General features: G+C 76.4%; 21 protein-coding genes and 1 tRNA gene. 5 read left to right on the top strand and 17 right to left on the bottom strand.

Annotated elements, in window-relative coordinates:
• Positions 1-163 precede the first annotated feature (163 nt).
• From ET526_RS17475 to ET526_RS17460, 4 genes are read left to right on the top strand one after another with little or no spacing between them, the layout of a single operon-like run.
• Entirely contained in the window at positions 164-1,399 is a 1,236-nt protein-coding gene (locus ET526_RS17475) for an MFS transporter (RefSeq protein WP_135469473.1), read from the top strand.
• 45 nt (positions 1,400-1,444) lie between these two features.
• Positions 1,445-2,194 (top strand): SDR family NAD(P)-dependent oxidoreductase, encoded by a 750-nt coding sequence (locus ET526_RS17470; protein ID WP_135469495.1) that lies wholly within the window; start codon positions 1,445-1,447, stop codon positions 2,192-2,194.
• Complete coding sequence (locus ET526_RS17465) at positions 2,191-3,585, top strand: cytochrome P450 (protein WP_275668650.1); 1,395 nt, start codon at positions 2,191-2,193, stop codon at positions 3,583-3,585. The genes ET526_RS17470 and ET526_RS17465 overlap by 4 nt, the downstream gene beginning before the upstream one ends.
• Positions 3,582-4,463: a lysophospholipid acyltransferase family protein gene (locus tag ET526_RS17460; RefSeq protein WP_135469469.1), complete on the top strand. Its 882-nt coding sequence runs from the start codon at positions 3,582-3,584 to the stop codon at positions 4,461-4,463. The genes ET526_RS17465 and ET526_RS17460 overlap by 4 nt, the downstream gene beginning before the upstream one ends.
• 6 nt (positions 4,464-4,469) lie before the next feature.
• On the opposite strand, the gene ET526_RS17455 is transcribed toward ET526_RS17460, so the two are convergent.
• The 3 genes from ET526_RS17455 to ET526_RS17445 form a co-directional block, all read right to left on the bottom strand.
• Complete coding sequence (locus ET526_RS17455; protein WP_135469465.1) at positions 4,470-5,096, bottom strand: HAD hydrolase-like protein; 627 nt, start codon at positions 5,094-5,096, stop codon at positions 4,470-4,472.
• Complete coding sequence (locus tag ET526_RS17450) at positions 5,093-6,073, bottom strand: lysylphosphatidylglycerol synthase domain-containing protein (RefSeq protein WP_135469461.1); 981 nt, start codon at positions 6,071-6,073, stop codon at positions 5,093-5,095. The genes ET526_RS17455 and ET526_RS17450 overlap by 4 nt, the downstream gene beginning before the upstream one ends.
• Before the next feature lie 184 nt (positions 6,074-6,257).
• The gene (locus ET526_RS17445) at positions 6,258-7,391 is read right to left on the bottom strand and encodes a site-2 protease family protein (RefSeq protein ID WP_135469458.1); all 1,134 of its coding nucleotides are present in this window, start codon (positions 7,389-7,391) and stop codon (positions 6,258-6,260) included.
• A 213-nt stretch (positions 7,392-7,604) separates the two neighbouring features.
• On the opposite strand from ET526_RS17445, the gene ET526_RS17440 reads away from it, so the two are divergent.
• Positions 7,605-9,101, top strand: a complete 1,497-nt coding sequence (locus ET526_RS17440) for a potassium/proton antiporter (RefSeq protein ID WP_158295626.1) — start codon at positions 7,605-7,607, stop codon at positions 9,099-9,101.
• 7 nt (positions 9,102-9,108) lie between these two features.
• Here ET526_RS17440 and ET526_RS17435 read toward each other — a convergent pair whose 3' ends face one another.
• From ET526_RS17435 to ET526_RS21330, 14 genes are all read right to left on the bottom strand, one after another.
• Positions 9,109-10,167, bottom strand: a complete 1,059-nt coding sequence (locus ET526_RS17435; RefSeq protein ID WP_135469452.1) for a DUF808 domain-containing protein — start codon at positions 10,165-10,167, stop codon at positions 9,109-9,111.
• A 172-nt stretch (positions 10,168-10,339) separates the two neighbouring features.
• Complete coding sequence (locus ET526_RS17430; protein ID WP_135469449.1) at positions 10,340-11,314, bottom strand: ketopantoate reductase family protein; 975 nt, start codon at positions 11,312-11,314, stop codon at positions 10,340-10,342.
• A 15-nt stretch (positions 11,315-11,329) separates the two neighbouring features.
• Positions 11,330-11,551, bottom strand: a complete 222-nt coding sequence (locus ET526_RS17425) for a biotin/lipoyl-binding carrier protein (protein WP_135469444.1) — start codon at positions 11,549-11,551, stop codon at positions 11,330-11,332.
• A gap of 85 nt (positions 11,552-11,636) precedes the next feature.
• A tRNA-Ile gene (locus ET526_RS17420) sits at positions 11,637-11,709 on the bottom strand.
• Positions 11,710-11,954: 245 nt separating this feature from the next.
• A complete protein-coding gene (gene ychF / locus ET526_RS17415; RefSeq protein ID WP_135469441.1) occupies positions 11,955-13,049 on the bottom strand; it encodes a redox-regulated ATPase YchF in 1,095 nt (364 codons plus the stop codon).
• Positions 13,050-13,304: 255 nt separating this feature from the next.
• Entirely contained in the window at positions 13,305-13,766 is a 462-nt protein-coding gene (locus ET526_RS17410) for a hypothetical protein (protein ID WP_135469436.1), read from the bottom strand.
• Positions 13,766-14,341 carry an aminoacyl-tRNA hydrolase gene (gene pth / locus ET526_RS17405; RefSeq protein ID WP_135469433.1) on the bottom strand — a complete coding sequence of 192 codons (576 nt, stop codon included), beginning with the start codon at positions 14,339-14,341 and terminating at the stop codon, positions 13,766-13,768. The genes ET526_RS17410 and pth overlap by 1 nt, the downstream gene beginning before the upstream one ends.
• 21 nt (positions 14,342-14,362) lie before the next feature.
• Positions 14,363-15,034 (bottom strand): 50S ribosomal protein L25/general stress protein Ctc, encoded by a 672-nt coding sequence (locus ET526_RS17400; RefSeq protein ID WP_135469430.1) that lies wholly within the window; start codon positions 15,032-15,034, stop codon positions 14,363-14,365.
• A 260-nt stretch (positions 15,035-15,294) separates the two neighbouring features.
• Positions 15,295-16,050 (bottom strand): nucleotide-binding protein, encoded by a 756-nt coding sequence (locus ET526_RS17395; protein WP_135469426.1) that lies wholly within the window; start codon positions 16,048-16,050, stop codon positions 15,295-15,297.
• On the bottom strand, positions 16,047-16,991 hold the full coding sequence (locus ET526_RS17390) for a flagellar biosynthesis protein FlhF (RefSeq protein WP_135469423.1): 945 nt from the start codon (positions 16,989-16,991) through the stop codon (positions 16,047-16,049). The genes ET526_RS17395 and ET526_RS17390 overlap by 4 nt, the downstream gene beginning before the upstream one ends.
• A 38-nt stretch (positions 16,992-17,029) precedes the next feature.
• Complete coding sequence (flhA, locus tag ET526_RS17385; RefSeq protein ID WP_135469419.1) at positions 17,030-19,090, bottom strand: flagellar biosynthesis protein FlhA; 2,061 nt, start codon at positions 19,088-19,090, stop codon at positions 17,030-17,032.
• Positions 19,091-19,093: 3 nt separating this feature from the next.
• Entirely contained in the window at positions 19,094-20,500 is a 1,407-nt protein-coding gene (locus ET526_RS17380; RefSeq protein ID WP_135469415.1) for a sigma-54 interaction domain-containing protein, read from the bottom strand.
• A gap of 25 nt (positions 20,501-20,525) precedes the next feature.
• Complete coding sequence (fliN, locus tag ET526_RS17375; protein WP_240048453.1) at positions 20,526-20,852, bottom strand: flagellar motor switch protein FliN; 327 nt, start codon at positions 20,850-20,852, stop codon at positions 20,526-20,528.
• 3 nt (positions 20,853-20,855) lie between these two features.
• A partial coding sequence (locus tag ET526_RS21330) for a hypothetical protein (RefSeq protein WP_204623692.1) occupies positions 20,856-21,201 on the bottom strand: 346 nt, incomplete at its 5' end.

Genomic DNA, 21,201 nt, shown 5'->3' with positions numbered 1-21,201 from the left:
CGATCCGCGAAGGCGGAACCGCCGGAGCGGTGAATCGGCCGCCCGACAAAGGCGCCCGATCCGCGAAGGCGAACCGCCGGAGCGGTGAATCGGCCGTTCGACAAGGAATGGAAGGAATGGAAGCGTGATCCGGCACGGCGGATCCCGCTTGTAGGCTGCGGCCATGCCCGCTCCTCCAGGCGCCGCCGGCCGCAAGGCCCTTCCGCGCACCGTCCTCGCCCTGGGGCTCGTCTCCCTGCTGATGGACACCTCCTCGGAGATGATCCACGCCCTCCTGCCCGTGTTCCTCGTCGGCACGCTCGGCGCGCCGGTGGCCATGGTCGGGGCCATCGAGGGAATCGGGGAGGCGACGGCCGCCATCTCCCGCCTGTTCTCCGGCGCCGCCTCCGACTGGACGGGGCGACGCAAGCCGCTGGTGCTGCTCGGCTACGGGATGGCGGCCCTGACCAAGCCCCTGTTCCCCCTCGCCGCCGGGCCCGGCGCCGTGCTGGCGGCGCGCTTCCTCGACCGGCTGGGCAAGGGCATCCGGGGCGCCCCGCGTGACGCGCTGATCGCGGACGTGACCACCCCGGACCAGCGCGGCGCCGCCTACGGGCTGCGGCAGGCGATGGACACGGTGGGCGCCTTCGCCGGCCCGCTGCTGGCGGTGGCGCTGATGCTGGCCAGCGGCGGCGCGGTGCGGCTGGTGTTCTGGATCGCGGTCATCCCCGCCGTGGCGGCCGTGGCCGTGATCCTGTTCGGCGTGCGCGAGCCGCCCGAGCGGCCGCGTCCGGAGGGGCGGCGCCCCTTCCCGTTGCGTCGGGCGGAGCTGGCGCGGCTTCCCGCCGCCTACTGGCGCACCCTCGCCATCATGGCGGTGTTCACCCTGGCGCGGTTCAGCGAGGCGTTCCTGATCCTCCGCGCCGAGGGCACGGGCCTGCCGGTGGCCTGGGTGCCGCTGGTGCTGGTGGCGATGAACCTCGTCTATGCGGGCGGCGCCTACCCGCTCGGGGTGCTGGCCGACCGCATGGACCGGACGCGGCTGCTGGCGCTCGGCATCGCCCTGCTGATCGCGGCCGACCTGGTGCTCGCCCTCGCGCCGTCCTGGCCGGTGGTGCTCCTCGGCGCGGGGCTGTGGGGGCTGCACATGGCGGCGACGCAGGGGCTGCTCTCCGCCATGGTGGCGGATGCCGCGCCGGGCGACCTGCGGGGCAGCGCCTTCGGGGCGTTCCACCTGGCGCAGGGGGTGGCCCTGCTGCTCGCCAGCGCCGTGGCGGGCGTGCTGTGGCAGATCGCGGGCCCCGCGGCGGCCTTCCTGGCCGGGGCGGGATTCGCGCTGGCGGCGCTGCTCGCGCTGCTGGCGCGGGGGAGGCCGCCGCGGCCCACGGCCGGGTTCCCACCCGGCACCGCCGCGAGGTAAGCGAGGTGTCGCCCCGGCGGCAGAGTCCCCATGGAGAAGCCCCGCATGATCGTCCTCGTCACCGGCGCCACCGCCGGCTTCGGCCTCGCCATCGCCCGCCGCTTCGCCGCCGACGGCGCGCGCATCGTCGCCGTCGGGCGGCGCGCGGAGCGGCTGCGGGCGCTGCGGGAGGAGCTTGGCGCCGCGCGCTGCCACGCCCTGCCGCTCGACATCGCCGACCGCGCCGCCGTCCTCGCCGCCATCGCCGGCCTGCCGGAGCCCTTCGCCGCCATCGACGTGCTGGTGAACAACGCCGGCCTCGCCCGCGGGCTGGAGCCGGCGCAGTCCGCCGACCTCGACGACTGGGACGCAATGGTGGACACCAACGTCAAGGGGCTGATGTACGTCACCCGCGCCGTGCTGCCGGGGATGGTGGCGCGCGATGCGGGGCATGTCGTCAACATCGGCTCCACCGCCGGGGAGTGGCCCTATCCCGGCGGCAACGTCTACGGCGCCACCAAGGCCTTCGTGCGCCAGTTCAGCTACAACCTGCGCGCCGACCTGTTCGGCACCAGGGTGCGGGTGACCGACATCGAGCCGGGGCTGGTCGGCGGCACGGAGTTCTCCAACGTCCGGTTCAAGGGCGACGACGCCAGGGCCGCCGCCGTCTACGAGGGCACGGAGCCGCTGACGCCGGAGGACATCGCCGATGCCGTGCACTGGGTCGCCACCCGCCCGGCGCGGGTGAACGTGAACCTCGTGCAGGTGATGCCGGTGGTGCAGAGCTTCGGGCCGCTGCGCGTGCACCGCGCTTGAGCGCGCCCGAGGCGGCGGCGGGCAGCCTCGTCCCGCCGCACCCGACCCCCTTCCGCCGCCGCCCCTCCCTGCCCGGGCTGCTGTGGCGGCTGCGGCGCAGCCTGCTCGAGGTCTGGCACGAGAGCCACTTCTCGGCCGATCTGATCCCGACGCGGGTGCTCGGCCGCCCGATCCTGGTCTGCAACAGCCCCGATTCGGTGCGCGAGGCCTTCCTCGACCGCCATGCGGCGCTGGAGCGCAAGACGCCGCGGATGCGCCACGCGCTGGAGCCGCTGGTCGGCGACGGGCTCATCATCTCCGACGGGCCGGTGTGGAAGGAGCGGCGGCGCGTGGTCGCCCCCGTCACCCACGTCTCGCGCCTGCCCGAACTCGCGCCGGTGATGACCGAGGCGGCGGCGGAGCGCGCGGCCGCCTGGGCGGCGCTGCCGGAGGGCGCGCGGGTGGACATGCTGGCGGAGATGGGCTGGCTCGCCGCCGAGGTGATCTGCCGCAGCGTCTTCGGCCGCGCCCTCGGCGCCCAGGCGGCGCTCGAGGTGGTCGCCGCCTTCGCCCGCTACCAGCGCCGCGCCGGCGGCGGCGGCGCGGCAGAACTGCTCGGCCTGCCGCCCCTCGCGGCGCGGCTCGGCGCCTGGCGGAGGCGGCCCGAGGTGCGGCGCATCCACGCCGTGCTGGACGGGCTGGTGGCCGAGGTGCTGGCGGGGCGCGGGCGCGGCCAGGACTGCCTGCTGCTCGCCATGGCCGCGGCGCACGAGGCGGCGCACGGCCGCCCGATGACGGCCGAGGCCTTCCGCAACGAGGCGGCGACGCTGTTCCTCGCCGGGCACGAGACCACCGCCTCCACCCTCGCCTGGGCCTGGTACCTGCTGGACAGGGCGCCCTGGGCGGCGGCGCGGCTGCGCGCGGAGGCGCGGGCGGCGCTCGGCGGCCGGGCGGCGGGCTTCGCCGACCTGCCCGCCCTGCCCTATGCCCGCGCCGTGGTCGAGGAGACGCTGCGCCTCTACCCGCCCATCCCGCTGCTGGCGCGCGAGGCGCGGGAGGACACCACGGTGGCGGGCCAGGCCGTGCCGCGCGGCGGGCTGGTGATGGCGGTGCCCTGGCTGCTGCACCGCCACCGCAGGCTGTGGGAGCGGCCCGACCACTTCCTGCCGGAGCGCTTCCTGCCCGGCGGCTCGGCGGAAGCACGGCCGCGCCACGCCTTCATCCCCTTCAGCCTCGGCCCGCGCGTCTGCACCGGCGCCGCCTTCGCCATGGCCGAGGCGGTGATCGTGCTGGCGACGCTCTCGCAGCGCTTCGCCCCGCGCCTCGCCCCCGGCGCGCGCGTCTTCCCGGTGGCGCGGCTGACGCTGAAGCCGGGCGAGACGCTGCCGATGCTGATCGGGCCCGCGCCGTGACCACCGGCGCGCGCGCCCTCGCCGCCGCGGCGCTGGAGCGCGGCCTCTGGCACCCGCTGCGCCTGCTGCCGACGGCGCGGGTGAGCGCGGCCGGCGCCTGGCTCGGCCGCCGCCTCGGCCCCGTGCTGCACCCGGAGCTGGATGCGCGGGCGCGCGCCAACCTGGCGCGGCTGCGCCCCGACCTCGACCCGGCGGCGGCGCTGGCCGAGGTGTGGGGGAACATCGGCGCCACCTATGCCGAGATGGCGCGCGGCCTGCGCCTCTGGGACGAGGGGCGCGTCGAGGTGCGCGGCGCCGCGCATGTGCTGGAGACGCGCCGCGAGCGCCCGGTGCTGGTCGCCGGGCTGCACACCGCGAACCCCGAGGTGCTCGGCCTGACGCTCGCGCGCATCGGCGCGCGGCCGGCCGGCATCGCCATGCGCCAGCCCACCGCCTTCCGCGAGCGCGTCATCACCGCGCTGCGGCGCCGCGCCGGCGGGCGGGTGATCCCGGCGCGGCGCGACGCGGCGCGCGCGGCGCTCGGCGTGCTGGCGGCGGGGGAGGAGACGCTGCTGCTCTACGTGGACGAATCGGTGGGCGGGGAGGTGCGGGCCCCCTCCCTCGGCCGCGGGGAGCGGCGGGCGGGCAACATCGTGCTCGCGGTGCGGCTGGCGCGGCTCTCCGGCTGCGCCATCGTGCCGGGCTTCGTCACGAGGCTGCCGGGGCCGCGCTTCGTCACCACCTTCCTGCCCCCGCTCGCCCTGCCGCCCCCCGGCAGGGAGCGCGCCGCCGACATCGCCGCCGGCGTCGCGGCGCTGGACGCGGCGCTCGATCCCGTGGTGCGGGCGCGGCTGACGCAGTGGCTCTACACGATCAGCCTGCGGCCCGAGGAGGGGTAGCCCGCCTCACCCGAAGCGGCGGGGGATCTCCGCCATGGCGGCGAAGAAGGCGGCGGGCGCCTCGGCGCGCAGGGCGGCAGGCGTGGTGTAGCCCCAGGCGACGGCCCCGAAATCCATCCCCGCCGCTCGTGCCGCCTCGGCGTCGCGCAGCTCGTCGCCGATGTAGATCGCCTGCGCCGCCGGCACGCCGCTGCGCGCCAGCACCCGGCGCAGCCGCGCCGGCTTGCCGAACAGCGCCGCCCCGCATTCCCAGAAGGCGATGCGGGCGGCGCTCTCCGCCCCCAGGGCGCGGCGGATGTTCCCCTCGCTGTCGGAGCTGACCATGGCGAGGAGGACGCGCCGATCCGCGAGCTCGCGCAGCATGGCGTGGACGCCGCCGAACAGGGGCACGAGATGCGCCGCCTCCGCCTTGCGCCGGCGCAGATGCGCCGCGATCGCCGGCAGCTTCCAGGCCGGCACGGCAAGGCGGCGCAGGATCTCCCGCGGGGCGCAGCCGCGCAGCGCCTCGCGCTCGGCGGGATCGGGGAAGCGGAAGCCGAAGCGCGCCGCCGCCTCCTCCATCGCCACGGTGAACCAGGGGAGGGAGTCGGCCAGGGTGCCGTCGAAGTCGAAGGCGGCGAGGCGCCAGCTCACGGCGCCACCCGCGCCGGCGCCCTGGCGGCGATCCGCCGCTCCGCCCAGGCCCAGGCGGCGAGGCCGGGCAGGAACAGCACCAGGTCGCGCAGCCGCCGCGTCAGCGCCAGCGCCGCCGAGACCTCGGGCGGCAGGCCGAGCAGCGCGCCGACCCCGAGGAACCCCGCCTCCTGCAGCCCGAGCGCGCCGGGAACGAGGAAGGCGGCGCTGCCCACCGCCTGGATCACCGCCTCGATCGCCAGGGCCTCGGCCAGGCTGACGGGATGGCCGAGCACCCACAGCGCCACCCAGATCTGCAGCGCCCCCACCACCCAGGCGGCGAATTGCCACAGCAGGCTCCAGCCGATGACGCGGTGCCGCGCCCAGAGCCGACGCACCATGCGGTCGATCCGCCCGGCATCGGCGGCAAGCCCGGCCAGCCGCCCGGCGGCGAGGCGGTTCAGCGCCACCACCACCCGGCCGAAGGGGGCGGCGCGCTGCATCAGGATGAAGGCGAGCACCGCCAGCGTGCCGAGGCCGAGCCCGGCCAGCACCTCCACCCAGCCCAGCGCCGCCCCGGCGCGGGCGAGCAGGGCGAGGCCGAGCAGGACGAAGCCGAGCTGCCCGACCAGGGACAGCGCCATGTCGGCGAGCAGCCCCGCCGCCGCCGGCGCGCTCGGCATGCCGCCGGCGCGCAGCAGCCGGAAGGCGGCGACCTCGCCCCCCACCCGGCCGACCGGCAGCAGCATGTTGATCGATTCCCGCACCCAGATCAGGAAGGAGACGGTGCCGAGCCCCGGGCGCCAGCGCCCCGGCATCAGCAGCGACCAGGCGCGGGCGTTCACCACCATCGCCGGCACGTGGGCGAGCGGCACCAGCAGCAGCCCGAAGCCCGCCGCCGCCAGCAGCCCGGCCACCGCCGAGAGGTCCTGGCGCGCCAGCAGCGCCACGGCGAGGGCGAATCCGCCGAGCGCCAGCAGCAGGCCGAGGCGGCTCATGCCGCCCCCTCCCGCCGGCGCGGCCAGGCGCGCAGGCGCGGCGGGGCGCGCCGCGGCAGGCGGGGCGGCATCTCGGCAGGGGGCAGGTCGGCACGGCGGAACACCGCCCCCCTCTCGCCCAGCGCCCGCGGCACGGCAAGGGGCCGCTGCGCCCCGGCCGGGCCCGAGGCACCGCCGCGGCGCGTCAGGAGGCCTGGTGACGGGCCCACGGGTTGCGCGGGCCGGGCGGCGGGCCCGGCGGGCGGGCCTGCTGCACCATCACCATCTCCCCGACATTCTCGGGCGTCACCAGCCCGATCAGCCGGCCGGACTGGTCCGCCACGCCCACGGCAGGGGCGGGGTTGCCGCCGGCGTGCAGCGCCTGCATCGCGTCCGAGAGGCATTGGCGGGGCCCGACCAGGGGGATGTCGCGGTGCATCACCTCGAGCACCGGCGTCGCCGGCCCCTGCTCCTTCAGGGCGCGGATCATGGCATCCCGCGTCAGGATGCCGCGCAGGGTGCCGGCGCCGTCCACCACCGGGAATTCGCGCTGCGTGGTCTGGATCAGGAGCTGCACCGCATCCTCGACGGTGGCGCTGGGCGGCAGGCTCTCGAAGCGGGTGATCATCGCGTCCCGCACCGGGATGCCCCGGCCGATGTCGCGCATCTGCACCGCCTGGGATTCCGCCGCCGCGCCGAGATAGACGAACAGGGCGATGAAGACGAGCAGCGGGTTGCCCCCGAACAGGCCGAGCAGGCCGAGCGCGAAGGCGACCGCCTGCCCCACCCCGGCGGCGATGCGCGTCGCCTGCACGTAGCCCATCCGCCAGGCGAGGAAGGCGCGCAGCATCCGCCCCCCGTCCATCGGGAAGGCGGGGATCAGGTTGAACAGCACCAGCATCACGTTCACCCAGGCCAGCCGCTCCAGGATGCCGTGGCCAGGGCTGTGCACCGCGGTCGCGTCCACCGAGGGGATGCCGCCGAGGATCAGGAACAGCACCGCCGCGATCACCACGTTCACCGCCGGCCCGGCCATGGCCACGACCAGCTCCTCCGAGGGCTTCTCCGGGATGCGCTCCAGCCGGGCGACGCCGCCGATCGGCAGCAGGGTGATGTCCGGCGTCTGCACGCCGTAGCGGCGGGCGGCGAAGACGTGGCCGAACTCGTGCAGCAGCACGCAGCCGAACAGCAGCAGGATGAAGACGATGGAGGCGAGGGCGGCATCCGCGCCGCCGATGGCGTAGGCGCTGCCGCCGATCCAGAGCAGCAGCAGGAAGAAGGTGAGGTGAACGCGGATCACCGTGCCCTTGACGGTGCCGATGGGAAAGGACCAGGACATGCCGCCTCCGGCTCGGGGTGGGGGTCGGGGGTTTATATGGGGTGGCGGGAGAGCGCCGGGGCGGCAAGCAGGGTTTCCCCCGCCGCTTCGGCGCGGGCACCGCCCGTGGCACCTTGCCTTCCCGGCGGCGTTCCGTGCCGCGGCCGGAAGGGGCGGGGCGCCGGCACACCCGGGCCCGCCGCGACGGCCGGAGGAGGAGGGAGGCGCCCGGGGATGGACAGCATCTGGCAGATCAACGCCGCGCTGGCGCTGTCCGCCCTGCTGGTGCTCGCCGGCATCGGCTCCAGCCTGATCGCCCGGCGCTTCGGGGCGCCGCTGCTGCTGGTCTTCCTCGTCGTCGGCATGCTGGCGGGCGAGGACGGGCCGGGCGGGCTCGGCTTCGACAGCTACGAGTTCGCCTATGTGATCGGGTCGCTGGCGCTCGCCGTCATCCTGTTCGACGGCGGGCTGCGGACGCGGCTCGACAGCCTGCGCGGGGCGCTCGCCCCCGCGGTCACGCTGGCGACCCTCGGCGTGCTGCTCACCGCCGCGCTGACCGGGCTCGCGGCGCATCTCGTCTTCGGGCTGTCGCCGCTGCAGGCGCTGCTGCTCGGGTCCATCGTCGCCTCCACCGACGCCGCGGCGGTGTTCTTCCTGCTGCACACGGGCGGGCTGCGCCTGCGCCGGCGGGTGGAGAAGACGCTCGAGATCGAGTCCGCCACCAACGACCCCGCCGCCGTCTTCCTGGTCGTGCTGCTGGTCGGGCTGCTGGCCTCCGCGGGCGAGAGCGGCACCCCGCCCTCCTGGGGCGCGGCCTTCGCCGAGCTGGCGCGCCAGGCCCTGCTGGGCGCGGCCTTCGGCGCCGGCGGGGGGTTCGCCATCGTCTGGGTGCTCAACCGGGCGAACCTGCCGGGCGGCCTCGACCCGGCCTTCGCCGTCTCCGCCGCACTGCTGGTGTTCGGCGGCACGGCGGTCGCGGGGGGCAGCGGCTTCCTCGCGGTCTACCTCGCCGGGCTGGTGGTGGGGAACCGCAGCGTGCGGGCCTTCCCGGCCATCCTCGCCTTCCACGACGCCGCCACCTGGCTGGCGCAGATCGTCATGTTCCTCATCCTCGGCCTGCTCGCCACGCCCTCGCGCCTGCTGGAGACGGCCCTGCCGGCGGTGGCGGTCGCGGCCTTCCTGATGCTGGTGGCGCGGCCGCTCGCGGTGTGGCTCTGCCTGCTGCCCTTCGGCTTCTCCCGCCGCGCCGTGGCCTTCATCGGCTGGGTCGGGCTGCGCGGGGCGGTCAGCATCTTTCTCGCTGCGATCCCGACGCTGGCGGAGCTGCCGCGCGCCGGGCTCTACTTCGACGTGGCCTTCATGGTGGTGCTGGTCTCGCTGGTGGTGCAGGGCTGGACGCTCAGCCCCGCGGCGCGGCGCCTCGGCGTCGTCTCCGGCCGTCGCGACCCGGACCCGCTCGCGCGCATCGAGCGCGACCTGCCCGGGCAGGAGGCGCTCGAGATCGTCGGCTACCGGCTGCGGCCGGGCAGCCCGCTGCTGGACCCGGCGCGCCCGCGCCCCTCCTGGCTCCGCCCGCTGCTGGTGGTGCGGGGAGGGCGGGTGCTGGAGCCCGCGGCGGCGGGCCCGCCGCGCCCGGACGACCACGCCTATTTCCTCGCCCCCTCCGGCCGGGGACCGGAGATCGACCGCCTCGTCCATCCCCCCCAGGCGAGGCGGCGGCGGGAAGAGTGACGGCGGCTCAGGGTGCGCGCGGCGTGCCGCGGCCGCCGAGCCGCCTCGCCCGGCGCAGCGCCGGCGCGGCGGCATGCTCCACCAGGGGGATGAGCGCGGCGCCGACCACCAGGCCGAGCAGGCCCGAGGCTGCCGCCCCGACCGCCCATTCCACCGCCCCGGCAAGCGCGGGCAGCGCGTGGGCGGCCGCCTCCGCCAGGGCGTGCACGGCATGGGCGGGGGCCGTGACCCCGTATTCCTCCAGCCCGTGCAGGATGATGCCGCCGCCGACCCAGATCATCGCCGCCGTCCCGACCACGCCGAGGCCCTTGAGGAAGACCGGCATGCCCCGCACCAGCCCGCGCCCGAGCCCCTGGGTCAGCGGCCGCAGCAGCCGGTCGGCGCGGGAGGGCGGCGCCCCCGCCGGCGCGAACAGGGAGGAGACGGGGCGCCGGTTCACCGCCAGCGCCAGCCCCGCATCGTCCGCCTTCACGATCAGCGCCACTCCGCCATAGACCACGGCGGTGATGCCGAGGCCGACGGCGGCCAGCACCGCCGCCTGGGTCCAGAAGGAGACGCCGGGCATGGTCGCCAGGGTGATCGCCATGATCTCGGCCGAGAGGATGAGGTCGGTCCGGATGGCGCCCCGCACCTTCTCGTCCTCGAGGCTGCGGGGGGAATCGCCCGCTCCGGCCGTGTCCAGCGCCGCCTCGTGGTGATGGGCGCGGTGGGGCCAGAGCGCCTCGTACACCTTCTCCGCGCCCTCGTAGCAGAGGAAGCCGCCCCCCAGCATGAGCAGCGGCGTGATCAGCCAGGGCGCGAGGGCGCTGAGCGCCAGCGCCGCCGGCAGCAGGTAGAGCAGCTTGTTCCGCACCGACCCGGCGGCGATGCGGCCGACGATGGGCAGCTCGCGCTCGGCCGCGAAGCCGACCACGTAGCGCGGGGTGACGGCGGCATCGTCGATCACCACCCCCGCCGCCTTGGCGCTGGCCCGCCCGGCATGGGCCGCCACGTCGTCGAGGGAGGCGGCGGCCACCTTGGCGAGGCCCGCCACATCGTCGAGGAGTGCGATCAGGCCCTTGCTCACGGCGGCTCCTGCCAGGATGCGGCGCGGTCGGATGGCGGGGGTGTTTGAGACGGATCGCGGAGGGCCGGAACCGGCCGGGAACGCGCCTCCGCCCCGCGGACAAGGGGCCGGAGCCGCTTCCGCGGGCACGGCCGGGCGCCCGGGGCGGCCAGGGGCGTATCCGCCGGGGCCGTCACGCCGTCGCGGGCGCGGCGGTCAGCAGCCGCAGCAGCCCGTGCACCCCGGCCAGCGTCGGCGCCGGCACGCCGAGGCGCCCCGCGATCTCCACCAGGGAGCCGAGCAGCGGCCCCGTCTCCAGGCTGCGCCCCGCCTCGAGGTCCTGCAGCATGGAGGTGCGGAAGGCGCCGAGGCGGCGGGTGACGGCGATGCGCGCCTCCGGATCGGCGGGAAGGGGGAGGCCGATGCGCTCGCCGATCGCCGCCATCTCCCGCATCATCGCCACCACCAGGCCGCGCACCCCTGCCTCGTCCAGCATCGCCGCCGAATCCGCGCGGCACAGGGCGGAGAGCGGGTTCATGTTGGAGTTGCCCCAGAGCTTCAGCCAGATCTCGGCGCGGATGTTCGCCGCCGCCTCGGCCGGGACGCCGCCGCGGCGGAGCGCCGCCACCAGCGCGGCGAGCGTCGCGCCATGCCCGCCGCCCGGGTCGCCGAGCAGCATCCGGTCCTCGCGCACCAGCCGCACCACGCCCGGCGCCTCCACCAGGCTCGCCACATGGGCGACGCCGCCGAGCACGCGCGCCACCGGCAGGGCGCGGGCCAGCGCGCCGCCGGGGTCCACGCTCTCCAGCACTGTGTCGCGCAGCGGCCCGCCGAAGCCCTGGAAGAACCACCAGGGCAGGCCGTTCTGCACCGCGAGCAGCACCGTCTGCGGCCCGAGCAGCCGCCGGATCAGCGGCAGCGCCGCCGGCAGGTCGTGGCCCTTGAGGCCGAGCAGCACCACCTCGGCGCCGGCGAGGGCAGCGGGATCGTCGCTCGCCGGCAGGCGGAAGGTCTCCCGCGCGCCGTCCCGCAGCAGCACCAGCCCCTCCGCGCGCAGAGCGGCGAGCGTCGCGCCGCGGGCGAGCACGGAGACGGGAAGGCCCGCCCGCGCCAGCCCGGCGGCGAGCCAGCCGCCCACGGCCCCCGCGCCGAGCACCGTCACCCGCATCGCCCGCCTCCGCCTTCAGGCGTGGATCACCGCCACCACCTCGCCCTCGGCCACCATCTCGCCCTCGGCGACGCGGATCTCGGCCACCCGCCCGGCGCGCGGCGCCATGACCGGGATCTCCATCTTCATGGATTCGAGCAGCAGCACCGGCTCCTCCTCCTCCACCGCCTCGCCCGGCCGCTTCAGGATCTTCCAGACCGAGCCGGCGATCTCGGACTTCACGCGGATCTCGGGCATCGCCTTCCTTCCCCCCTCGGAGCCGTGCGCGCGCATTGCAGGCGCGGGGGCGGGCACGGTCAAGCCATGGCGGGCGCGGCGGGAATGGGAGCGGCAGGATTCGAACCTGCGGTCTGCCAGTTATGAGCTGGCCGCCTTGACCCCTTGGCTACGCTCCCGCTCCGGACGCGCGATCATAGCGCCCGATCCGTGGAGGCGGAACCGCCGGGGCGGTGAATCGGTCGCCCGGCAAAGGCGCCCGATCCGCGGAGGCGGAACCGCCGGAGCGGTGAATCGGTCGCCCGGCAAAGGCGCCCGATCCGCGGAGGCGGAACCGCCGGAGCGGTGAATCGGTCGCCCGGCAAAGGCGCCCGATCCGTGGAGGCGGAACCGCCGGAGCGGCGCCGGCGCCACGGCGCCCGGATCACACATTGAAGCGGAACAGCAGGATGTCGCCGTCGCGGACCACGTAGTCCCTGCCCTCCACCCGCATCCGGCCCGCCTCCTTCGCCCCCTGCTCGCCCCCCAGCGCCACGTAGTCCTCGTAGGCGATGCATTCGGCGGCGATGAAGCCGCGCTCGAAATCGCCATGGATCACGCCCGCGGCCTGCGGCGCCTTGGTCCCGCGCGGGACGGTCCAGGCCCGCGTCTCCTTCGGCCCGGCGGTGAAGTAGGTGATCAGGCCGAGCAGCGCGTAGCCGGCGCGGATGACGCGGTCGAGGCCGCTGTCGGCGAGGCCGAGCGAGGCGAGGAACTCCGCCCGCTCCCCTTCCGGCATCTGGCTGATCTCGGCCTCGATGGCGGCCGAGACCACCACCGCCTGCGCCCCCTCCGCCGCCGCGCGCGCGAACACCCGCGCGCTGTGGGCGTTGCCGGTGGCGGCCGCGGCCTCCTCCACGTTGCACACGTAGAGCACCGGCTTGGTGGTGAGGAGCTGCAGCCGCCGCGCCGCCGCCTCCTCGCCCGCCGGCACGGCGGTGCGTGCGGGCCTTCCGGCCTGCAGCGCGGCCTGGATCGGCTCGATCAGGGCGAGCTGCGCCGCCGCCTCCCTGTCGCCGCCGCGGGCGCGCTTCACCAGGCCCTGCTGGCGCTTCTCCAGGCTCTCGAGGTCGGCGAGCATCAGCTCCGTCTCCACCGTCTCGGCGTCGCGGATCGGGTCCACGCCGCCCTCGACATGGGTGACGTCCGGGTCCTCGAAGCAGCGCAGCACGTGGATGATGGCGTCCACCTCGCGGATGTTGGCGAGGAACTGGTTGCCGAGCCCCTCCCCGCGCGAGGCGCCGCGCACCAGCCCGGCGATGTCCACGAACTCCAGGCTGGTCGGCACCACCTTGGCGCTCTTCGCGATGCGCGCGATCGCCTCCAGCCGCGGGTCGGGCACGGCGACGCGGCCGACATTCGGCTCGATGGTGCAGAAGGGGTAGTTCGCGGCCTGCGCCGCGGCGGTCTGCGTCAGCGCGTTGAACAGCGTGGACTTGCCGACATTCGGCAGGCCGACGATGCCGCAATTGAAGCCCATGGCGATCCCGTCTCCGCGGCGTTCCGCGCCTCTCCGTTCCCCCTTCCCGCCGGAAGGAGGGGTTGCGCCAGAACCGTTTCCGCCCGGCCGCGCCTGCGGAAACGGCTCCAGCCTCTCCTTCGCGGAGCGGAGTCACGCTTCCGGCCGGTTCCGGCCGTTTGCGAATCCGCTCCGGGGCGGTGCCCGTTCGCCCCTGCCCCCTGATGCGCGGGCCGCTTCCCCCGTTCCGGCGGGTCCACGCGGCGGGGGTCCGCCCTATGCCCGCTCCAGCCGCGACGCCAAGTCCTGCGCCAGCGCTGCGGCGGCGATGCGCGCCGCCGCGTCGTCGGAGCGGAACTCCAGCGCCGCCGCGCGCAGCATCGGCGCGAGGACGGCCGGGGCGATTCCGGCGCGCCGCGCCGCCGCGGCGATGCGCTCCGCCCTCGCCTCCGCCTCCGGCTGGGCGAGCGCCTCCCGCGCCTCCAGCGCCAGCGCCGCGCGCAGCGCCGCCTCGCCTGCCGCCTGCATCACCGCGCGCTGGCGCCGCACATCGGAGACCGGTGCGGCGGCGGGATCGCCCGGCGGCGCCGCGCAGGCGGCGCGCAGCGCCGCGGCGGTCCCGGCCAGCGCCTCCGCCTGGCGCAGCAGCGCCGCGGCGAGGGCGGCGGCGGCGTTCGCCCAGTCCTCCGGCCCCGGCCCGCCGACCCCGCCGGCGAGCGCCTCGGCCTCCTCCTCCATCAGCGCGCCTCCTGCGTCAGCAGCGCCACGCGGGTCATGAACTCCTCCGGCCTGCCCTCGGCGAGCAGCGGCGCGGCCTCCGCCACCGCGTCCAGCAGCGGCTCCACCCAGGTGTCCACCCTGGCGAAATTGCCGAGCACATGGCCGGTCACCCGGTCCTTGTGGCCCGGATGGCCGATGCCGAGGCGCACCCGCCAGAACTCCGCCGTGCCGAGCGCCCGCTGCATGTCGCGCAGCCCGTTGTGCCCCGCCGTGCCGCCGCCGCGCTTCACCCGCACCTTGCCGGGGGCGAGGTCGAGCTCGTCATGGAAGGCCCAGATGCGTTCGGGCGGGATCTTGTGGAAGGCGGCGGCCGGCTGCACCGCCTCCCCGCTCGCGTTCATGTAGGTCTGCGGCTTCAGCGCCAGCACCTTCACGCCGCCGAGCGTGCCTTCCGCCACCTCGCCCTTGAAGCGCTTCCGCCACGGGCCGAAGCCGTGGCGGCGCGCGATGGCCTCGACGGCCATGAAGCCGATGTTGTGGCGCTGCCGCGCATGCTCGGGCCCCGGATTGCCGAGGCCGACCCAGAGGAGCACGGCAGCCCTCCCTCCGCGCCGCTACTTCTTCTTGGCGGGCGCGGCCGCGGCCTTGCCGGCGGCGGCCTTCTGCTTGGCCGGCTCGGGCGGGGGCGGGGGCAGCGGCGCGGCGGCCACCTCCTCGGCCACGGTCGGCGGTGCGATGGTCGCCACCACGAAGTCGCGCGCGATCACGGCCTGGGTGCCGAAATGGTCCTTCACCGAGGACCAGCGCAGGCTGTCGCCGATGCCGGCCTCGGCGAGGTCCACCTCGAAGGCCGCCGGCACCGCGTCGGGATCGGCCAGCACCTCGAGCTCGCGGCGCACGACGTTCAGCACCCCGCCGGCCTTGAGGCCGGGGCAGGTGTCCTCGTTCAGGAAGGTGACCGGCACCTTCACCCGGATGCGCTGGCCCGGGGCGAGGCGCTGGAAATCCACGTGGATCGGCCGGTCGGTGACCGGGTGGAACTGCACGTCGCGCATCAGCGTGCGCTCGGTGGCGCCGCCCTTCACGGCGACCTCGTAGAGGTGGCTCTGCCAGCCCCCCTTCTGCAGCTCCTTCATCACGTCGCGCGGATCGAGGGCGATCAGCCTCGCCTCCTGCTTCGCGCCGTAGATGACGCCGGGGACAAGCCCCTCTCGCCGGGTCGCGCGCGCCGCCCCCTTACCGGCCCGCTCGCGCGCCTCGGCCTCGATCCGGATGGTCTGGACCATAGATCGTGCTCCGCTTGCTTCGGATGGACCCGCCATCGGGCAATGGCCCCGAAAGCAGGCGCGCCGGCCTCCAGGGGTGCCGGCGCAACGGCGCGAGGTAGCCGATCGCGCGCCCCCCCGCAACCGCCCGGGGCGCGGCGGGGGGACTCCGGCGCCCCTCACGCCGGCCGGCGGCCGCCACTCCGGCCCCACCCCGGCCGACCGCAACAAGGCCCGGCCACCCCGCGCGCGGCCGCGCCCGGCGATGCCGCAGGCCGCCGTCAGCCCGCCAGCGCGGCGGCGAGGCGCGCCACATCCTCCGCCGCCGGGCAGGTGGGGTGGCGGGTCAGCAGCGGCGTCTGGCGGCGGATCGCCTCCGGCACCCGCGGGTCGCGGCGGATCACGCCGGCGAGCGGCACGCCGGCGCCGAGGAAGCTCGCGCTCGCCCGGTCGAGGGTGCGCCAGGTCCGCTCCCCGGCCGCGCGGTCCGCCGCCTGGTTCACCACCACCCGCGCATCGCCCCCGGCGCGGTCGCGCCGGTGCAGCTTCAGCACGGCATAGGCATCGGTCAGGCTGGTCGGCTCGTCGGTGGCGAGGACGAGCAGCGTGTCCGCCGCCGCGGCCATGCGGCGCACCGCGCTGTCGAGCCCGGCGCCGAGGTCGAGCAGCACGGTCTGCCAGGCGCGCGCCGCCTCCCCCACCGCCGCCAGCAGCCGCTCCACCCCCGCCTCGTCGAGCGCGGACAGGGCGCCGGAGCCGGAGCGGCCGGGCAGGATGTCGAACCCCGCCGGGTGGCGCAGCGCCGCCCCGGCCACCGGGCACCGCCCCGCCAGCACCTCCGCGAGGTCGCCCGTGGGGTCGAGGCCGAGCTGCACGTCCACGTTCGCGAGGCCGAGATCGGCGTCGAGCAGCAGCACGCGCCGCCCCGCCAGGGCCATTGCATGGGCCAGCGTCACGGCGAGCCAGGTCTTGCCCACCCCCCCCTTGCCGGAGGCGATGGCGATCACCGGGCCCGCTGGCCCCACCCCTCGGTTCATGCCGGGATCTCCTCCTCGCCCCGCCCCCCCGCGCCGGCGAGCAGCCGCGCCGCCAGCCAGTCCGGCGTGACGGCGGCAAGCCCCTCCGCCGCGCCCGGGCCGATTCCCGCCTCGGTCAGCGCCAGGCCGGCGGCGGCGGCGGCCAGCACCGAGCCGAGGCGACGCGCCTGGTCGAGCCGCGTCGGCAGCAGGTGCCGCGCGCCGAGCAGCGCGTAGCCACGGGCGAGGTCGCTCGCCTCCGCCGGGTCGAGCCCGGCGGGCAGCACCAGCACCATCTCCGCCTCCGCCGCCCGGGCGAGGGTGAGCAGGGCGCGCGCCTCGGCCGGATCGAAGGGGTTGCAGCCGGCGCTGTCGATCAGGATCGGCTGGCCGGGCAGCCGGTGCGCCAGCGCCTTGGCGAGCGTGCCCGGCTCGGCGGCCAGCGCCAGCGTCAGGCCGAGCAGGCGGGTGAAGGCGGCGAGCTGCTCCGCCGCCCCGGCGCGCGCCGCGTCGGTCGTCACCACCAGGGGCTGGACGCCGGCCATCACCGCGCGCGTCGCCAGCTTGGCGCAGGTGAGGGTCTTGCCCGCCCCGGGCGGCCCGACCAGCAGCAGCGGGCGCAGCAGCCCCTCGGGCAGCGGCGCGAAGGCCAGCACCTCGGCCAGCCGCTCCGCCAGCGCCCCGCCCTCGAGCCGCCGGGCGAGCGCGGGCGGCAGGTTGTGCCGCAGCAGCGCCGGCGGGGGCGGACGCGGCGCCGGCGGGGGCGGCGGTGGGGCGGCAGGAGGCGGGCCCGGGCGGATCAGGATCGGCTCCGGCGCCTCGGGCGGCTCCAGCGCCGCCGTCACCTCCACCCCTCCGCCCACGCGGCGGGTGCCGAGGATCACCGCCTCCTCGCCCAGCTCGGCGCGCACCAGGGCGATCGCATCGGCCATCCGGGCGGCGCGGTAGAGCTTGAGGCGCATGGCGCTACTTTAGCGCGAAATCCTTGCCGGTGCGTGCATCACACGCTGCCCACGGTGCGGATGCGGGCACGCGGGTGGATCTCCGACTGGCTGAGCACCGGGGTCGCGGGCCGGAACCGCTCGACGATCGCGCGCACATGGGCGCGGATGCCGCCCGAGCAGAGCAGCACCGGGTTCTCCCCCGCCGCCGCGGCGGCGTCGAAGGCCTCGCGCAGCCGCGCCATGAAGGCCTGCAGGCGGGAGGGGGCCATGGCGAGCTGGCGCTCCTCCGGCGGGCCGACCAGCGCCTCGGCGAATTCCTGCTCCCACTCGGCGGAGAGGGTGATCAGCGGCACGTAGCCCTGCGGCCCCCGCGCCGCGTCCGAGATCTGGCGCGCGAGGCGGGTGCGCACCACGGCGAGGATGGCGGGGATGCTGCGCGCCCCCGCCGCGCAGGCCTCCTGCACGCCCTCGAGGATGGTCTGCAGGTCGCGGATCGAGACCCGCTCGGCGAGCAGCGCCTGCAGGATGCGCTGGATGCCGCCCACGCCCACCGGCGCCGGCACCAGCTCGGCGACCAGCTTCTGGTCCTCCTTCGGCAGCTCGTCGAGCAGCTTCTGCGTCTCGGCGTAGGAGAGCAGCTCGGGCATGTGCTCGCGCACGATCTCGGTGAGGTGGGTGGAGAGCACGCCGGCGGCGTCCACCACGGTGCAGCCGCGCGCCAGCGCCTCCTCGCGCAACTCCTCGGCGATCCAGAGGGCGGGCAGGCCGAAGGTGGGCTCGGTGGTGCGCTCGCCGGCCATCGCCGGCACCTGGCCGGAGGGGTCGATCGCCAGGTGCAGCGGCGGGCGGAGCTGGCCGCGCCCGGCCTCCACCTCCTTCACCCGGATCACGTAGGTGTCGGGGGGCAGCTCCATGTTGTCCTGGATGCGCACGCTCGGCAGCACGAAGCCCATCTCCTGCGCCATGGTGCGCCGGAGGCCGCGGATCTGCTCGGTCAGCCGCGGCCCGTCCCCGGCGGCGAGGGAGAGCAGCCCATAGCCGAGCTCGAGACGCAGCAGGTCCATCCGCAGCGCCTCGGCGACCGGCGGCTCGGCCGGCGCCGGGGGCGGCGGCGGGGGGGCGGCGGCCTCCGCCCGCTGCGCGCGGCGCTTCGCCCAGGCGAGCGCGCCGGCGCCGGCGGAGAGGGCGAGGAAGGGGAGGAAGGGCATCCCCGGCAGCAGGGCCATCACCGCCGCGGCGCCGGAGGCGAGCGCCATCGGCTTCCAGCCGCCGAGCTGGCGGGCCATCGCCTGGTCCGCCGTGCCCTCGCCCGAGCCCTTGGTCACCACGATGCCGGCGGCGACCGAGACCAGCAGCGCCGGGATCTGGGAGACCAGGCCGTCGCCCACGGTGAGGGTGGAGAAGGTCACCACCGCGTCGCCGAAGCCCATGCCGTGGCGCAGCATCCCCATGGCGATGCCGCCGAGCAGGTTGATGGCGGTGACGATCAGCCCGGCGATGGCGTCGCCGCGCACGAATTTGGCGGCGCCGTCCATGGCGCCGTGGAAGGCGCTCTCCTCCTCCAGCTCGCGCCGCCGGCGCCGCGCCTCCGCCTCGTCGATCAGGCCGGCGGAGAGGTCGGCATCGATCGCCATCTGCTTGCCCGGCATGGCGTCGAGGGTGAAGCGCGCCGAGACCTCGGCGATGCGCCCCGAGCCCTTGGTGACGACCATGAAGTTCACCACCAGCAGGATGGCGAAGACGATCAGCCCCACCAGCACGTCGCCGCCCATCAGGAAGCCGCCGAAGGCGGCGATCACCTGCCCCGCCGCCTGCGGCCCCTCGTGCCCGTAGGTGAGGATGGTGCGGGTGGTGGCGACGTTCAGCGCCAGGCGCAGCAGCGTGGTCAGCAGCAGCACCTGCGGGAAGGCGGTGAAGTCGAGCGGGCGCAGCAGGAACAGCGACACCATCAGCACCAGCACCGAGACGGTGATGGAGATGGCGAGCAGCGCGTCCAGCAGCAGCACCGGCAGCGGCACCACCAGCACGGCGAGCAGCAGCACGACGCCGAGCGCGAGCGCCACGTCCCCGCCCGGCCGTGCCGCGCCGAGCCAGCCCGGCAGCGCCAGCCCGCCCATGGCTCAGCGCCCCCCCGCCGCGCCGGGCAGCCCCGGCGCCAGGCCCTGGCCCGGCGCCACCGGCACCGCCACGCCCTGCGCGCGGTACTCGTGCAGCTTGTTGCGCAGGGTGCGGATGGAGATGCCGAGGATCTCCGCCGCGCGGGTGCGGTTGCCGAGGCAGTGCACCAGCGTCTCCAGGATCAGCTCGCGCTCCACCTCCTCGACGCGGCGCCCGACCAGGGCGCTGACGGGGGCGGGGGCGGCGGCGGAGGGGGGCGCGGCGGACGGCGCGGCGGCGGGCGGCCCGGCCGGCGCCGGTGCGGCGGGGGAGAGCGGGGTCAGCTCGATCGCCTCCGGTCCGATCACCGGCCCCGTGGCGAGCAGCACCGCGCGGTGCATGGCGTTCTCGAGCTCCCGCACGTTGCCCGGCCAGGGATGGGCGCGCAGCAGCGCCTCCGCCGCGGGCGAGAGGGGGCGCGCCGGCGTGCCGTTGGCGGCGGCGAAGCGGGCGGCGAAATGCGCGGCGAGCGCCGGGATGTCGGCCGGGCGCTCGCGCAGCGGCGGGATGCGGAGGCTGACGACGTTGAGGCGGAAGTAGAGGTCCTCGCGGAACCGCCCGGCGCGCACCTCGGCGGCGAGATCGCGGTTGGTCGCGGCGAGCAGGCGCACGTCCACCTTCACCGGGTGCGTGCCGCCCAGCCGGTCCACCTCCCGCTCCTGGATCACCCGCAGCAGCTTGGCCTGCAGGTGCGGGTCCATCTCGCCGATCTCGTCGAGCAGCAGCGTGCCGCCGTCGGCCTGCTCGAACTTGCCCTTGCGGCTGGCGACGGCGCCGGAGAAGGCGCCCTTCTCGTGGCCGAACAGCTCGCTCTCCAGCAGGCTCTCCGGCAGGGCGGCGCAGTTCAGCGCGACGAAGGGGCCGCGCGCGCGGCGCGAGAGGCGGTGGATGTGGCGCGCCAGCACCTCCTTGCCGGTGCCGCTCTCGCCGCTCAGCAGCACGCTCGCCTCGGCGCGCGCGATCTGCGCGGCGCGCTCGAGCAGCGCCGCCATCAGCGGGTCGCGGTGCACCGGCGCCTCGGGCTCGCCGGCCACCGCGGCGAGCATGGCGGCGATCAGCTCCGCCTCCGGGGGCAGCGGCAGGAACTCCTTCGCGCCGGCGCGGATGGCGCGCACCGCGGCGGCGGCGTCGACGTTGCGTCCGCAGGCGATGACCGGGCAGGCGATGCGCTCCTCGGCCATGCGCTCGAGCAGCCACACCACGTCGTGCGCCAGGTCGCAGAGCACGAGGTCCGCGCCCTCGCCGCGCAGCCGGGCAAGGCCGGCGGCGACGCCCTCGGCATGGGCGAGCCGCGCCCCGCGCGCCATGGCGATGCGCGCCGCCTGGCCGAGCTCGGCCTCCAGCGCGCCGACGATCAGCACCCGCGTCATGGCCGCCGCCCTCTGCTGCGCCGCATCAGCCCGTGCGCTCCGCCTTGACGATCTCGGTCATGGTCACGCCGAGGCGGTTGTCGTCCACCATCACCACCTCGCCGCGCGCGACCAGGCGGTTGTTGACGTAGATGTCCACCGCCTCGCCCAGCTTGCGGTCGAGCTCCACCACCGCGCCGCGACCGAGCTTGAGGAGCTGGCTCACCTGCATGGTGGCGCGGCCGAGCACGGCGCTGACCTGCACCGGGATGTCGTAGACCGCCTCCAGCTCCCGCGCCGCCGCGCTGGCCTGCACCCGCGCCGCGCCGATCTCGGCCGGCGCCGCCGGCTCGAACCCCGTCTCGTCCGCCATCCCTCAGCCCTCCTCGTCCAGCCCAAGGGCGGAGAGCACCTCCGCCACGATCCGCCGCCGCCCGGCGAGCGCCGCCACGGCGCCGCCGCCCCGCCACAGCGCCCGCGCATCGCCCGGGGCGAGCGCGGCGTCCTCCTCCACCGCGACGCGCGGATCGCCGATGCGCGCGGCGGCGGCGGCGGCGAGACCCGGCGCCACCAGCAGCCGGATCCCGCCCGCCTCCTCGATCGCCGGCCGCACCGCTTCGGCGAGCAGCGCCGCGCTCTCGGGCGCGAGCCGCGCCGCGGCAGCCGGCAGCGCGGCATCGAGCGCGGCCAGCAGCAGCCGCGCCAGCACCGCCGCCGCCGCC

Source organism: Crenalkalicoccus roseus (assembly GCF_004761865.1).
Classification (GTDB): domain Bacteria; phylum Pseudomonadota; class Alphaproteobacteria; order Acetobacterales; family Acetobacteraceae; genus Crenalkalicoccus; species Crenalkalicoccus roseus.
The sequence above is the reverse complement of the archived record's forward strand: the minus strand, read 5'-3'. Positions and strand labels throughout refer to the sequence as shown.